General features: G+C 69.0%; 15 protein-coding genes. 8 read left to right on the forward strand and 7 right to left on the reverse strand.

Annotated features, from left to right (window positions below):
- Nucleotides 1-21: 21 nt before the first annotated feature.
- The 5 genes from ACKTTN_RS07670 to ACKTTN_RS07690 all read right to left on the reverse strand — a co-directional run bounded on the left by ACKTTN_RS07670 (nucleotide 22) and on the right by ACKTTN_RS07690 (nucleotide 4,383).
- On the reverse strand, nucleotides 22-393 hold the full coding sequence (locus ACKTTN_RS07670) for a VOC family protein (protein WP_407909276.1): 372 nt from the start codon (nucleotides 391-393) through the stop codon (nucleotides 22-24).
- Nucleotide 394: 1 nt separating this feature from the next.
- Nucleotides 395-1,573, reverse strand: a complete 1,179-nt coding sequence (locus tag ACKTTN_RS07675) for an efflux RND transporter periplasmic adaptor subunit (protein ID WP_407909277.1) — start codon at nucleotides 1,571-1,573, stop codon at nucleotides 395-397.
- Complete coding sequence (locus tag ACKTTN_RS07680; RefSeq protein WP_407909278.1) at nucleotides 1,570-3,042, reverse strand: efflux transporter outer membrane subunit; 1,473 nt, start codon at nucleotides 3,040-3,042, stop codon at nucleotides 1,570-1,572. The genes ACKTTN_RS07675 and ACKTTN_RS07680 overlap by 4 nt, the downstream gene beginning before the upstream one ends.
- Before the next feature lies 1 nt (nucleotide 3,043).
- Nucleotides 3,044-3,493, reverse strand: coding sequence for a MarR family winged helix-turn-helix transcriptional regulator (locus ACKTTN_RS07685; protein WP_407909279.1), 450 nt, complete (start codon nucleotides 3,491-3,493; stop codon nucleotides 3,044-3,046).
- A gap of 89 nt (nucleotides 3,494-3,582) precedes the next feature.
- Complete coding sequence (locus ACKTTN_RS07690) at nucleotides 3,583-4,383, reverse strand: cytochrome C assembly family protein (RefSeq protein WP_407909280.1); 801 nt, start codon at nucleotides 4,381-4,383, stop codon at nucleotides 3,583-3,585.
- Between the two features lie 84 nt (nucleotides 4,384-4,467).
- Here ACKTTN_RS07690 and ffh point away from each other — a divergent pair, with 84 nt between their 5' ends.
- The 6 genes from ffh (at nucleotide 4,468) to ACKTTN_RS07720 (ending at nucleotide 8,880) form a co-directional block, all read left to right on the forward strand.
- Nucleotides 4,468-5,835 (forward strand): signal recognition particle protein, encoded by a 1,368-nt coding sequence (gene ffh / locus ACKTTN_RS07695; protein WP_407909281.1) that lies wholly within the window; start codon nucleotides 4,468-4,470, stop codon nucleotides 5,833-5,835.
- A gap of 109 nt (nucleotides 5,836-5,944) precedes the next feature.
- Entirely contained in the window at nucleotides 5,945-6,202 is a 258-nt protein-coding gene (gene rpsP / locus ACKTTN_RS07700; RefSeq protein WP_407909282.1) for a 30S ribosomal protein S16, read from the forward strand.
- On the forward strand, nucleotides 6,202-6,753 hold the full coding sequence (rimM, locus tag ACKTTN_RS07705) for a ribosome maturation factor RimM (RefSeq protein WP_407909283.1): 552 nt from the start codon (nucleotides 6,202-6,204) through the stop codon (nucleotides 6,751-6,753). Before rpsP ends, rimM begins: the two co-directional genes overlap by 1 nt.
- 85 nt (nucleotides 6,754-6,838) lie before the next feature.
- Complete coding sequence (gene trmD, locus ACKTTN_RS07710) at nucleotides 6,839-7,636, forward strand: tRNA (guanosine(37)-N1)-methyltransferase TrmD (RefSeq protein WP_407909284.1); 798 nt, start codon at nucleotides 6,839-6,841, stop codon at nucleotides 7,634-7,636.
- Between the two features lie 115 nt (nucleotides 7,637-7,751).
- Nucleotides 7,752-8,168: a 50S ribosomal protein L19 gene (gene rplS, locus ACKTTN_RS07715; protein WP_407909285.1), complete on the forward strand. Its 417-nt coding sequence runs from the start codon at nucleotides 7,752-7,754 to the stop codon at nucleotides 8,166-8,168.
- Between the two features lie 313 nt (nucleotides 8,169-8,481).
- On the forward strand, nucleotides 8,482-8,880 hold the full coding sequence (locus ACKTTN_RS07720) for an RNA-binding S4 domain-containing protein (RefSeq protein WP_407909286.1): 399 nt from the start codon (nucleotides 8,482-8,484) through the stop codon (nucleotides 8,878-8,880).
- A 33-nt stretch (nucleotides 8,881-8,913) separates the two neighbouring features.
- On the opposite strand, the gene ACKTTN_RS07725 is transcribed toward ACKTTN_RS07720, so the two are convergent.
- A complete protein-coding gene (locus ACKTTN_RS07725) occupies nucleotides 8,914-9,564 on the reverse strand; it encodes a DUF937 domain-containing protein (protein ID WP_407909287.1) in 651 nt (216 codons plus the stop codon).
- Nucleotides 9,565-9,701: 137 nt separating this feature from the next.
- Here ACKTTN_RS07725 and ACKTTN_RS07730 point away from each other — a divergent pair, with 137 nt between their 5' ends.
- Nucleotides 9,702-10,334 (forward strand): TMEM175 family protein, encoded by a 633-nt coding sequence (locus tag ACKTTN_RS07730; RefSeq protein WP_407909288.1) that lies wholly within the window; start codon nucleotides 9,702-9,704, stop codon nucleotides 10,332-10,334.
- A gap of 3 nt (nucleotides 10,335-10,337) precedes the next feature.
- Here ACKTTN_RS07730 and mutS read toward each other — a convergent pair whose 3' ends face one another.
- Complete coding sequence (mutS, locus tag ACKTTN_RS07735) at nucleotides 10,338-12,890, reverse strand: DNA mismatch repair protein MutS (RefSeq protein ID WP_407910039.1); 2,553 nt, start codon at nucleotides 12,888-12,890, stop codon at nucleotides 10,338-10,340.
- Nucleotides 12,891-13,021: 131 nt separating this feature from the next.
- Here mutS and ACKTTN_RS07740 point away from each other — a divergent pair, with 131 nt between their 5' ends.
- Nucleotides 13,022-13,519, forward strand: a complete 498-nt coding sequence (locus ACKTTN_RS07740) for a CinA family protein (protein WP_407909289.1) — start codon at nucleotides 13,022-13,024, stop codon at nucleotides 13,517-13,519.
- Nucleotides 13,520-13,558 lie beyond the last annotated feature (39 nt).

The raw sequence follows: 13,558 nt of genomic DNA on the forward strand, positions 1-13,558 counted from the left end.
GGATGCCTGTTGTGGTGCCGGTCAGTCGAACTGCCGGAAGACGATGCAGACGCCGGTCCGGTCGCGCAGCGCGAATTCGCGCGCGCCCCACGGGCGGTTCGTCACATCGGGAAGGTTGGGGTGCAGCAGGTCGGGGCGCCGCGCCGCGATGTCGGCATGCAACGCGTCGATCCCATCGGTTTCGATCGCGAGTTCCGGCCGATCCTTCGCCGCGAACTCCGGGCTGGCGACGATGTAGGCCTTCGCGCCGCCGCGTTCGACCACCGCGAAATCACCATCGCGGTAGCCGACTTCGAAGCCGAGGGCGTCGACGAACAGATCGAGGCCCTCGTCGAGCGTGTCGAAGAACACCTTCGGCACGAGGTTGAAACGCGACGGCGTCGCCAGCGCCATGTCAGCCGCGGCCCGACAGGTTCTCGCGGATGACCTGGTCGATGCGTTCCTGCGCAGCGTGCAGCTGGCGCTCGTAGGCCGACGTCGTCATCAGCGGCTTCTGCGGCGGCGCGCTGGCCAGCACCGGCCCGCTCTGGTCATGCAGGTTGACGTCCACGCTCATCGACAGACCGATGCGCAGCGGATGCTTCGCCAGCTGGTCGCGGTCGATTTCGACACGCACCGGCACGCGCTGCACGATCTTGATCCAGTTGCCGCTGGCGTTCTGCGCGGGCAGCAGCGAGAACGCGCTACCGGTACCGAGGCCGAGGCTGGTGACGTGGCCCTTGAACGACACGTCCTTGCCGTACAGGTCGGAATGCAGGTCGACCGGCTGGCCGATGTGCATCTTCGCGAGCTGCGTTTCCTTGAAGTTCGCTTCGACCCACACCTGCTCGAGCGGAATCACCGTCATCAGCGTCTGGCCGGGCTGCACGCGCTGGCCCAGCTGCACGCTGCGCTTGGCGACGTAACCGGTGACCGGTGCGACGATCGCGCCGCGCTGCATCGCGAGGAACGCCGAGCGCACCTGCGCGGCGGCGGCCTGCACCTGCGGCTGGTTCTGCACGGTGGTGGCGTCGACCAGCGCGCGGTTGCGCGAGAGGTTGCCGCGCGACGTCGCGAGCGCGGCTTCCGCCGATGCCAGGTCGTCACGTGCGTGCGCAAGTTCCTCGGCCGACACGGCACCGCTGGCGACGAGTCCGCTGCGACGCGCGACGTCCGAACGCAGCTTGGCGATCGCGACTTCGCGCGCGCGGATTTCCGCTTCCGAGGAGCTCACGCTGCTGTAGAGACCGCGCACCTGGCGAACCGTGTTGGCCAGGTTCGCGACGGCCTGGTCGTAGCCGACCTGCGCGTCCGTCGCATCCAGCTGCACCAGCGACTGCCCGGCTTCGACGCGCATGCCGTCGTCGGCGGTGATGCCGGTGACCGTGCCGGTCGTCTGCGGCGTGATGGTGACGATGTTGCCCTGCACGTAGGCGTCGTCGGTATCTTCGTGCCAGCGGCCGACCAGGAAGTGGTACAGCAGCCAGCCGATGCCGGCGATCACGACGATGAGCGCGAGGATCGTCAGCGCGCGACGACGCTTGCTGCTCTTCACGGGCGCGGCGGGGGAAGCGGAAGTGGTGGGCGTGCTCATCGGGTGGCGGTCGCGGAATCGGAGATGGAATCGGAGGACGGTGCGGTGAGCGCAAGGCCGCCACCCAGCGCCTGGTCGAGATCGACCACGACGAGGAGACGTTGCGCGCGCAGCGCGGCGAGTTGCTGGTCGAGCTGAAGCAGCGGGCGCTGCGCATTGAGCACGTCGATCTGCGTCGACAGCCCGGCCTTGTAGCGTGTGGTGGCGATCGAAAGCGCCGATTGCGCCGCGTCGCGCGCCTGGCGCACGGAAGCGATCTGCGCATCGAGTGCGCGTGCGTTGTCGAGTGCATCTGCGACTTCGCGCAGGCCCGTCACGAGGCTGCCGTTGTACGCGGCGACCGCGAGGTCGTAGTCGGCATCGGACTTGGCGAGATTGCTGCGCAGGCGACCGCCATCGAAGATCGGCAGCGAGATCGCCGGGCCGCCCTGCGTCAGCAGCGCATTGCTGGAGAACAGGTCGCCGAGGTTCACCGCGGCGACGCCGACGAGCGCCGACAGGTTCACCGACGGATAGAACTGCGTCTTCGCGGCGCGGATGTTGCGGCTCGCCGCTTCCGCACGCCAGCGCGCGGCGACGACGTCAGGACGCGCGCCCAGCAGTTCGCTCGGGATCACGCCGGGAACGGTCGGCGCGGGCGCCTTGAGCAGCTTCGGACGGGAGATCGCATCGCCGCGATCGGGGCCCTTGCCGAGCAGCGCGGCCAGCGCGTGTTCCGTTGCGTCGATCTGCTGCTGCGCGGCCTGCGCCTGCTGGTTCGCCGCGGCGACCAGCGACTCGGCGTTGCGCGTCTGCATCGCATTGTCGATGCCGGCCTTGACGCGCTGCCGGCCCAGGCCGAGCAGCTTCTGCGAGCGCGACTTCTCGTTGCTCGCCACGTCCAGCGCGTCATAGGCCTGCGCGAGGCCGATGTAGGCGCGCGTGATGTTCGACGCGAGCGTCAGGCGCGCGGACTGCGCTTCTACTTCGGACGCGCGCAGCTGGCCGACCGCGGCCTCGTAGCGCGCGCGGTCGCCGCCCCAGACGTCGATCGGCCATTTGATGTTGAGGCCGAGCAGGAACACGCCGGTGTAGGTGCCACCGAGTGGATCGGGCGCAACCGTGGTCGGAATCTGCAGGCCCGAATACTGCGCGGAGGCGCCGACGGTCGGCTTGCGCGCGGCGTCGGCCAGCCCGGCCTGCGCGGCAGCCTGTCGCACGCGGGCATCCGCGGCCGCAAGGCTCGGTTGGCCGGCGAGCGCTTCGTCGATCAGCGAGTCGAGTTGCGGGTCGCCGAATACGCGCCACCAGTCGCGCGCGAGCGGCGCGTTGGCGGTGCCGGCGAGTGCGTTCGATGCGGCGAGCGCATTCGCATCCAGCGGATGCTCCTGCGGCTCGAGGCCGCGCATGTTCGCGCAACCGGCGACGGCGAGGGCGAGGAACAACGGAGCCAGGCGCCGGGTGGCCAGCGCGACGGAACGTGGGGTCATGTCAGTCGGAATCGGAGGAAAGGTTGTCGCGGACCCGGATCAGCAGGTCCATCAGGCGCGCCTGGTCGGCATCGTCCAGACCGTGCATCGCACTGGCGTGTACGCGCCGGCCGCAGTCGCTGACGGCGGTCCACAGGGTGCGGCCGGCGTCCGTCAGGTCGACGTGCAGGGCGCGGCGGTCCTGGGGATCGACTACGCGCGCGACCAGGCCCTGCGCCTCGAGCTTGTCGAGCAGGCGCGTCATCGCGCCCGGATGCAGCTGGGCGGCGCGTGCCAGCTCGCTGACGCCGGCCCGCCCGTTGCCGAGCGTTTTCAGCGTGATGTACTGGCTGAAGGTCAGGTCATGGCCGGCGGCGGCGAGCTCGCGCTCCATGCGCGCCCACATCGCGTCCCGGACCTGACGGAACATCAGGCCGAGCGAGGAGCCGTTGCAGGGCGGGGTATTGGTCATCGGGCAGAACTTTAGGTGCCCGCGCAATAGTTGTCAATGCAACTATTGCACCGACACGTAGTCCACCAGCGTTCCACATCCGGAACGGGTCAGACGACCGCGCGGTGAAGGATTAGCTCGAGGACCATCTTGCTGCCGAAGTAGGCCAGCACCAGCAGCCCCATGGCAGCCAACGTCCAGCGAACGGCCTTCGCGCCGCGCCATCCGTGGCGACGGCGGCCGTAGAGCAGGGCGCCGAACGCCAGCCACGACAGCAGGCTCAGCACGGTCTTGTGGACCAGGTGCTGGGCGAACAGGTTGTGGACGAACAGCACGCCGGTCAGCAGCGTCGCCGTGAGCAGGGCGAAGCCCACCGCGATCGTGCGGAACATCAGCGACTCGAGTTGCACCAGCGGTGGCAAGGCGCGACGCCAGCCGTGGAACTCGCGGCGTCGCAGCGCGCCTTCCTGCGCCCACAGGGTGATGGCGAGCAAGGCGGCGACGGCGAGCGTCGCGTAGGCCAGCAGTGCGAGTGCCGCATGCAATTGCTGGCGCCAGTCGAGCGCCATCGGTGTCGCGTGCCCGTAGGCCCGGTACGCGACGAGCATCGCGGCGGCGAGCGGCAGCGCGACCATCGCCAACGCCGCCACGCGCTCGCGACGCGCGACGAACGTCGTCACCGCCGCCATCCCGAGCGCCACGAGCGACAACGCGGCGAAGAAGTGCAGGTCGGGCCCATGCACTTCGGTCCACGCGACGATGTGCGTCGTCGCGTGCAGTGCCAGCGCGAGCGCCGACGGCACGCGCCAACCGTCGCCGGGCGCGGCGGGGTCGACGCGCAACGCCGCGGCCAGCATGCCGGTCGCGACGAGATAGAGGAGGACGGAGCCGATCACGAGCGCAAGCGTCATGGCGCGGAGTGTCGCACAGCCGTTCGGCGGGTCGCAGGCGCGCGGCGGCTATACTTCGCGACCGTTTTTCGCGTCGGCCCCGCCATGTTCGAGTCCCTTTCCCAGCGCCTCTCCGGCACCATCGAGCGCCTGCGCGGCCGCGGTCGCCTGACCGAGGAGAACATCCGCGAGTCGCTGCGCGAGGTGCGCATCGCGCTGCTCGAAGCCGACGTCGCGCTGCCGGTCGTGCAGGCGCTGATCGAGCGCATCAAGACGCGTGCGGTCGGCCAGGAAGTGCTGAAGTCGCTGACGCCCGGCCAGGCGCTGATCAAGATCGTGCGCGACGAGATGTCGGCGGTCATGGGCGCGCAGGCGTCCGACCTCAACCTCAACGTGCCGGCGCCGGCGGTCATCCTGATGGCCGGCCTGCAGGGCGCGGGCAAGACCACCACGGTCGGCAAGCTCGCCAAGCACCTGAAGGAAAAGCGCAAGAAGAAGGTGATGGTGGTCTCGGCCGACGTCTATCGCCCGGCTGCGATCGAACAGCTGCGCCAGCTCGCCGAGCAGGTCGACGTGATCTTCTTCCCGTCGGATCCGTCGCAGAAGCCCGAATCCATCGTGCGCGCGGCGATCGACGATGCGCGCAAGTCGTACGTCGACGTGTTGCTCGTCGACACCGCGGGCCGCCTCGCGATCGACGAAGCGATGATGGCCGAGATCAAGTCGCTGCACGCTGCGGTCAATCCGGTCGAGACGCTGTTCGTCGTCGACTCGATGACGGGCCAGGATGCCGCGGTCACCGCGAAGGCGTTCGCCGAAGCGCTGCCGCTCACCGGCGTCGTGCTGACCAAGACGGACGGCGATGCGCGTGGTGGTGCGGCGTTGTCGGTGCGTTACATCACCGGTCGTCCGATCAAGTTCATGGGCACCGGCGAAAAGCCCGACGGCCTCGACGTCTTCCATCCTGACCGCATCGCAAGCCGCATCCTCGACATGGGCGACGTTCTGTCGCTGGTCGAACAGGTCGAGGCGCAGGTCGACAAGGACAAGGCGCAGAAGCTCGCCGAGAAGGTCGTCAAGGGCAAGAAATTCGACCTCAACGACATGCGCGACCAGCTCGAGCAGATGCAGAACATGGGCGGCCTGCACGGGCTCATGGACAAGCTCCCGGGCATGGGCCAGGTGCCGGACCACCTGAAGCAGCAGATCACCGGCAAGGAAGTGCCGCGCATGATCGCGATCATCAACTCGATGACGAAGAAGGAGCGCCGCAACCCGACGCTGCTCAACGGCTCGCGCCGCGCGCGCATCGCCAAGGGTGCCGGCCTGACGCCGGCCGACGTCAACAAGGTGATGAAGCAGTACCAGCAGATGGAAAAGATGATGTCCAAGCTGGCCGGCGGCGGCATGAAGGGACTCATGCGCGGCATGAAGGGAATGATGGGCGGGCGAGGCGGGATGCCGTTCCGCTGAAGCGGGATCTACGGCCGCTTGGCCCACCGGGTTTACCCGCGCGCGGCCTTCACGCTAAAATTGCCGGCTTACCCTGCCATCCCGGCAGCTGGGCAACACCGAGAAACCAATGGTCAAGATTCGCCTGACGCGTGGCGGCGCCAAGAAGCGCCCGTTCTACCACATCATCGTTACCGACAGCCGCAGCGCCCGCGACGGCCGCAACATCGAGCGCGTCGGTTACTACAACCCGGTTGCTGCGGGTAATGACAAGCGCGTCGAACTGAATGTCGAGCGCGTGCAGCACTGGATCGGCCACGGCGCGCAGATGACCGACAAGGTCGCCGACCTGTACAAGCAGGTTGCCAAGGCGCAGGCCGCGGCCTGATGTCCGCGCCCGTGCAAGGCGCGGGCGGTGGCGACACGAACAACCCGGGGCGCCGCATCCTTGTTGGAAGGGTGGTCGGCGCCTTCGGCGTTCGTGGGGAAGTGAAACTCGAGAGCTGGACCGAGCCGCGCTCGGCGCTCTTCGGCTACCGCCCCTGGATCCTGCGCGACGCCCGCGGCGTCGAGCGCGAACTGATGGGCGTGCGCGGGCGCGCCGTGGGCAAGAGCCTCGCTGCCGAGATCCCGGGCGTCGACGATCGTGACGCAGCCGACGCGATGCGCGGCACCGAGATCTACGTCCCGCGCTCCGCGCTACCGAAGGCGGCCGAGGGCGAGTTCTACTGGGCCGATCTCGAAGGCCTGGACGTCGTCAACACCGAAGGTTTCGCGATGGGTCGCGTCTCGCACCTGTTCGCCACCGGCGCCAACGACGTACTGGTCGCGCGCGACGGCGATCGCCAGTGGATGATCCCGTTCGTGCGGCCGCAATACATCACGGCGATCGATCTCGATGCCGGCCGGATTACGGTCGACTGGGATCCCGACTTCTAGCGACGCGGACCGCCGCACGGATCGCTCCGCGGCTGCGACGGCGATCCCCGCAACCGCTCCATCGACGCCCACAGCCGGATACGCAATGCGCATCGACGTCGTCAGCCTGTTCCCCGAGTTCGTCGCGCAATGCGCGGCGTTCGGCGTGGTCGGGCGGGCTGTCGAGCGGGGCCTGCTGTCGCTCCACGGCACGAATCCCCGCGATTTCGCCGAGGGCAACTACCGCCGCGTGGACGACCGCCCGTTCGGCGGCGGCCCCGGCATGGTGATGCTGATCGATCCGCTGCGCCGCGCGCTCGACGCCGCCCGCGCGGCTGGCGACGGCGCGGCGCGGGTCGTCTACATGAGTCCGCAGGGCCGCCGGCTCGATCAGGAAACGGTCCGGCGGCTCGCGGGCGAACCGCGACTGATCCTGCTGTGCGGCCGCTACGAAGGCGTCGACGAGCGCCTGATCCGCGCGGAAGTCGACGAGGAAATCTCGATCGGCGACTACGTGCTGTCGGGCGGCGAACTGGCCGCGGCAGTGGTCGTCGACGCCATCGCACGCCTGCAGGACGGGGCACTCAACGACGCCGAATCCGCAGCGCAGGACAGCTTCGAGGACGGACTTCTCGACTGTCCGCACTACACCCGGCCGGTCGAACATGAGCTGGGCGCCGTGCCCGACGTACTGCTGTCCGGCGACCACGCCCGGATCGCCCGGTGGCGCAGGATGCAGTCGTTGGGACGCACGGCCGAGCGCCGGCCGGACCTGCTGGAGGGTCGGGCGCTCTCAAAGAAGGACGCGGAGCTGCTGCGGCTGTACGGGCAGTCCGTGGCGACCGTCGCGGACACCGCCCCGCTGACGGCCGATCCGGCCGCCGCCAGTCCGGAAACCGGCTAACCCCTAGCCACGCAAGGAAAATTCCCGCTAGAATTGCGGGCTTCGCTCCACCGATGCCGGCACGCGGGTCCACGCGCACTCGCGGCTCTACAACGAAACCAACAGGCCCAAGCCAATGAACAAGCCGTCCCTCAATACGCTCCTCCAGAATTTCGAAGCCGAGCAGATCACCCGCAAGCTTCCCGACTTCAGCCAGGGCGACACCGTCGTCGTCAACGTGAAGGTCAAGGAAGGCAACCGCGAGCGCGTCCAGGCGTACGAAGGCGTGGTCATCGGCATCAAGAACGCCGGACTGAACTCGTCGTTCACCGTCCGCAAGATTTCGCACGGCTTCGGCGTCGAGCGCGTGTTCCAGACGCACAGCGCCACGATCGACTCGGTCGACGTGAAGCGCCGCGGCAAGGTCCGCGCCGGCAAGCTGTACTACCTGCGCGGCCTGCAGGGCAAGAAGGCGCGCATCAAGGAAGACCTGGCCGGCAACGCGAAGGCGAAGGCTACGGCCGCCGCAGCCGCCGCCGCTTCGCAGCAGTAATCCGCGCAGCGCTTCCTGCGACGGCCGCCTTCGGGCGGCCGTTTGCATTTGCATCACTGCATTCGCTATCGATGCAGGTTGCTGGACCGCGTCCGTGCCGCTCAGCTGCCGCGTGCATTGCATTCGGGTAGTTCGGCCGCAGATCCGGCTGAGGGCGGCGACGCGCTCACGCGCGCAGCGGGACGCCACGCTCGTCGGCCGCAACGTAACTGGTAGCCATCTGTTTCGATGCGGCTGCCGCGGACCGTGGTCGGTTGAGCGCCTTCTCCGTCTCGCAATCGCAGTCCAAGCCAGCATGAGCACTGCCACACGCATGACCGAACCCACCGTAACCGTTCGACTCGACCAATGGCTGTGGGCCGCGCGGTTCTTCCGCACGCGCTCGCTTGCCAAGCAGGCGATCGAAACCGGTCGCGTGGAGATCGACGGCCAGCGAGCGAAGGCATCGCGCGCGGTGCGTGTCGGCGACCACCTCGGCATCGTTCGCGGCGACGAGCGCTTCGACGTCGACGTGCTCGGGCTTAGCGATGAGCGTGGCGCGGCACCCGTCGCGCAGGCGCTGTACGCCGAGACCGACGAGTCGCGACAGCGCCGCGAACAGGTTCGCGCCGAACGCATTGCCTTGCGGGATGGCTATCGCGCGCCCGAGCAACGTCCCGACAAGCGCGCGCGCCGACTCATTCGCGCATTGGGCGACATCGACGCCGCCTGATCGCGCGAGCGGCCCTGCCGCGCGTCACCCGATTCAGATCAGTGGCCGCGGGCTCCGCATTTCGGCGGTCTGCACCGGCAATGCGTTGGTTGCGTCGCCCGCGCCGAAGTCTGCGAGGTCGACGTCTCCGTCATGGTCGCGGTCGAGGAATGCCAGCAGGCCGTGGTGGGGCTCGGACGTCGCGTGCAGCGAGCTGACCTCCTGCTCGAGCGCAGCGTGTAGGCCTTCGGGCGATGCGCTGGGCGTGTTGGCACCATCTGCCTCGCGCGGTGTGAAGAGGCGACGCGCCAGGTAGGCCATCACCACCGGCGCGAGAACGCGCAGCAGCATCGACGACCGGCTGCCGTCGAGACCGGTGGCCTGGCTGACCGCATCGGCGGCGGCATCGTGGCGATCACCGAACAGGTGGCCGAGGATGGCCGCGCCCGCACCGCCGCCGGCGAGCGCGTTGCCGAGCGCGTTGGTCGGGTCGACGCCGCGATGATCGAATTCCAGCGCGGAGAGCAGGGCGTTCGCGCCGTCGGGCGCACGGGTGTTGCGATGCATCGCGCCCAGAAGCACGGGCAGGGCGGTGGCCGCAGCCTGCAACGCTACCGCCGGGGAAATGCCAAGGCGATCGCCGAGCTGGCGCGCCGGCGTGCCGCGAAGCTGGTCGAGAAGGTCGTCGTAGAGAGGGCCGTTCATGGAGGATCTCCGGTGCGGACACCGTGAGTCAGCCACGCGGCTCATGGATGCGTCGTGAGGGTTTCGTCAGGACCTCGTGGGCCGCGCTTGCCGCACGGCGTCGCGGCGCAAACAATGCGCGAAACGGGGAGCACGACATGAGCCAGGACACGGACCACGCGCTCGAGCGCATGGTGTTCTTTTCGGACGCGGTGTTCGCGATCGCGATCACGCTGCTCGTCATCGAGGTGCACGTACCTGAGGTGAGTCGGACGGCGGGCGATGGCGCCTACTGGATCGCGCTGGCGCGATTGATCCCGAACCTTGTCGGCTATTTCGTGAGCTTCGGGGTGATCGGCGCGTTCTGGATGGGTCATCACCGCGCGTTCGCGCTTGCGTCGCGCTATTCGCCGCGCATCCTCTCGTGGAACCTGATGCTGCTCGGCGCGGTCGCGTTCATGCCCTTCGTCACCGCGTTCATGGCGGAGTACGCCGGCGCGCGCGTGCCGGCATCGCTGTACTGGTCGTGGATGTTGGTGATCGCCGTGTTGAACCTGCGGGTCAACACGCTGGCGGTGGCGCCGTCGATGCGCGCGCCAACGACGAGCGACGAGGACGCGCGCTACATCCGCGCACGCGGCGTCGCGACGATCGCGGCATCGCTGTGCGCGCTGGCGGTCGCGCAGTTCGTGCCGTTCTTCGCGCCTCTCGCGATGATTACGCTGCCGGTGTGGCGTCGCGTGCTGTATCGGCCACGCCGGGCGACCGTTGCCGCGGATGCCGCGGCCTGACGCCTACAGCAGCGAACGCAGCCGGTAGAGCGCTTCCAGCGCCTGCTTGGGCGTGAGTTCGTCCGGGTCCAGGCCCGCAAGCGCGTCGATGGCGGCGGAGGACGGCGCGAACAGGCCGAACTGTTGCGGCGTATCGAGCGTCGCCGCCGTCATGGGCGCACGCGCGTCGTCCGGCCGCTGCTGTTCGAGTTCCGCCAGCCGTGCACGTGCCTGCGCGACGACTGCCTTCGGCAGGCCGGCCAGCGCCGCAACCTGCAGGCCGAAGCTGCGATCGGCCGGCCCATCCTTCACCGCGTGCATGAACACCAGCTTGTCGCCGTGCTCGACCGCGTCGAGATGCGCGTTGGCGATGCCGCTGCCGGGCTCGGCGAGGCGCGTGAGTTCGAAGTAGTGCGTCGCGAACAGCGTGTACGCGCGATTGGCCTGCGCGAGGTGGCGCGCGCAGGCTTCGGCCAGCGCGAGGCCGTCGTAGGTCGACGTGCCGCGACCGATTTCGTCCATCAGCACCAACGAGCGATCGGTGGCGTGGTGGAGGATGTAGCTGGTCTCCGCCATCTCGACCATGAAGGTCGACTGCCCGCGCGCCAGGTCGTCGCCCGCGCCGATGCGGGTAAGGATCCGGTCGATCGGGCCGATCACCGCGGTCGACGCCGGCACGAAGCTGCCGATGTGTGCGAGCAACACGATCAGCGCGTTCTGCCGCATGTAGGTCGACTTGCCGCCCATGTTCGGGCCGGTGATGACGAGCATGCGTCGGCCGACGTGGTCCGGCGCGCAGTCGAGGATCAGGTCGTTCGGCTCGAACGGTGCGTCGCGCACGGCTTCCACCACCGGATGCCGGCCACGTTCGATGCGGATGCCAGGATGCTCGGCGAGCTCGGGCTGCGACCAGTCCAGCACCTGCGCGCGCTCGGCGAAACCGGCGAGCACGTCGAGTTCGGACAGAGCGGCAGCGCAATGCTTGAGCGGTGCAAGATGCTCGTTGAGTACGTCGAGCAGCTGCTCGTACAGCAGCCGCTCGCGCGACAGCGAACGTTCGCGCGCGCTCAGCACCTTGTCTTCGAACTGCTTGAGTTCCTCGGTGATGTAGCGCTCGGCGCCGGTCAGGGTCTGCCGGCGCGTGTAATGCGTCGGTGCGCGTGCAGCCTGGCCCTTGCTGATCTCGATGAAGTAGCCGTGCACGCGGTTGTAGCCGACCTTCAGGGTCGGAATGCCCGTGGCCTCGCGCTCGCGTATCTCGAGATCGATAAGGAACTGGTCGGCGTTCGTGGACAGGCGACGCAGTTCATCGAGCTCGGCGTCGTAGCCTTCGGCGAACACGCCGCCGTCGCGCGCGAGCACGGGCGGTTGCGCGACGATCGCTTCGGCCAAGTGCGCGGCGATCGCATCGTGCTCACCGAGTTCATCGCGCAGCGCCTGCAGCCGCGGCGCGTCGAGCGGGGCGAGGCGTTCGCGCAGCGCGGGCGCCATCGCGAGCGCATCGCGCAGCGTCGAGAGGTCGCGCGGGCGCGCACTGCGCAGCGCGACGCGGGCGAGGATGCGTTCGATGTCGCCGACCGCACGCAGGTCGTCGCGAAGGTGGTCATCGGTGCGGGTATCGATCAGCGTCGCCACCGCGTTGTGGCGCAGGCGCAGCGCGTCGCGATCGCGCAGGGGGCGATGCAGCCAGCGGCGCAGCAGGCGCCCGCCCATCGGCGTGACCGTCGAATCGAGAATGCCGAGCAACGTATGGCGCGTGTCGCCGTCGACGCGTGTGTCGAGTTCCAGATGGCGGCGCGTGGCCGCGTTCATCGCGATCGCGCCGTCGCCCGATTCCAGCGAGATCGACGTCAGGTGCGGCAGGCGCTGCTTCTGCGTTTCCTCGACATAGCCGAGCAGCGCGGCGGCAGCGGCGACTGCGAGCGGGCGATCGTCGATGCCGAATCCTGTGAGGTCGTGCACGTCGAAGAAGCGCAGCAGCTGGCGACGACCGCTGTCGAGGTCGAACAACCAGGGCGCGCGGCGGCGCAGGCCGGTGCGTGTCGCGACGCAGGCGGGCAGGGAGTCGTCGTCGGGGTACAGCACCTCGGCGGGATCGAGGCGCGCGATCTCGGCGTCGAGCAGATCTTCGTTCGCGACCTCGTTGCAGAGGAAGCGCCCGGCGGCGAGGTCGGCCCAGGCCAGCCCCCAGCCGGTCTTGCCGCGCGCGACCGCGAGAAGCAGCGTGTCGCGACGCTGGTCCAGCAGCGCTTCGTCGGTCACCGTGCCCGGCGTGACGATGCGGACCACCTTGCGCTCGACGATGCCCTTGGCCAGCGCCGGATCGCCGATCTGCTCGCAGATGGCGACCGACTCGCCGAGCGCGACGAGGCGCGCCAGATAGCCTTCGGCCGAGTGATGCGGCACGCCCGCCATCGGGATCGGCTGGCCGGCCGAGCTGCCACGTTGCGTCAGGGTGATGTCGAGCAGGCGCGCCGCCTTGCGGGCGTCGTCGTAGAACAGCTCGTAGAAATCGCCCATGCGGAAGAACAGCAGCACGTCCGGATGCTCCGCCTTGGCGGCGAAGAACTGGCGCATCAGCGGGGTGTGGGCGTCGGCGGAACGGGCGTCGGCGCTGGCTTCGGGCACGGCGGACTTCGGTCGGGCGGGGCGGGCTCGGGCCCGGCGGGGCGACAGTATGCCCGCGACCGGCCGGCCATAATGGGCGCATGGACTTTCCTACCGACGACGACCTCCGCCGACTCGGCGAAACCCTTGCCAGCGCGGCGCTCGACCACCGGCTCACCGTGGTGACGGCCGAGAGCTGCACGGGCGGCTGGATCGCCAAGACGCTGACCGACCTTGCTGGCTCGTCGGCGTGGTTCGACTGCGGGATGGTCGTCTACAGCTACGAGGCCAAGCAGGCGATGCTCGGCGTCAATCCCCACACGCTGGAAGAACACGGCGCGGTGAGCCGGGAGACGGTGGTCGAGATGGTGTCCGGCGCGCTGGTGCACTCGGCGGCGACCCTGGCCGTCGCGGTGACGGGCATCGCCGGGCCGACCGGGGCGGCACCCGGTAAACCCGTGGGCACCGTCTGGATCGCCTGGAAGCGGCGCGGCGGCTATCCGCATGCCTCCGTGCACCACTTCGAAGGCGATCGCGAGGCCGTTCGACGCCAGACCGTCGCCGCTGCCTTGGCCGGCCTGGTCGAACTCGCCGCCTGACGAACGGTCTTGCGGTGTGCGGCCCAGTTAGTAGTATTG

It is taken from the genome of Lysobacter claricitrinus (assembly GCF_045866565.1).
Taxonomy (GTDB): Bacteria; Pseudomonadota; Gammaproteobacteria; order Xanthomonadales; family Xanthomonadaceae; genus Cognatilysobacter; species Cognatilysobacter claricitrinus.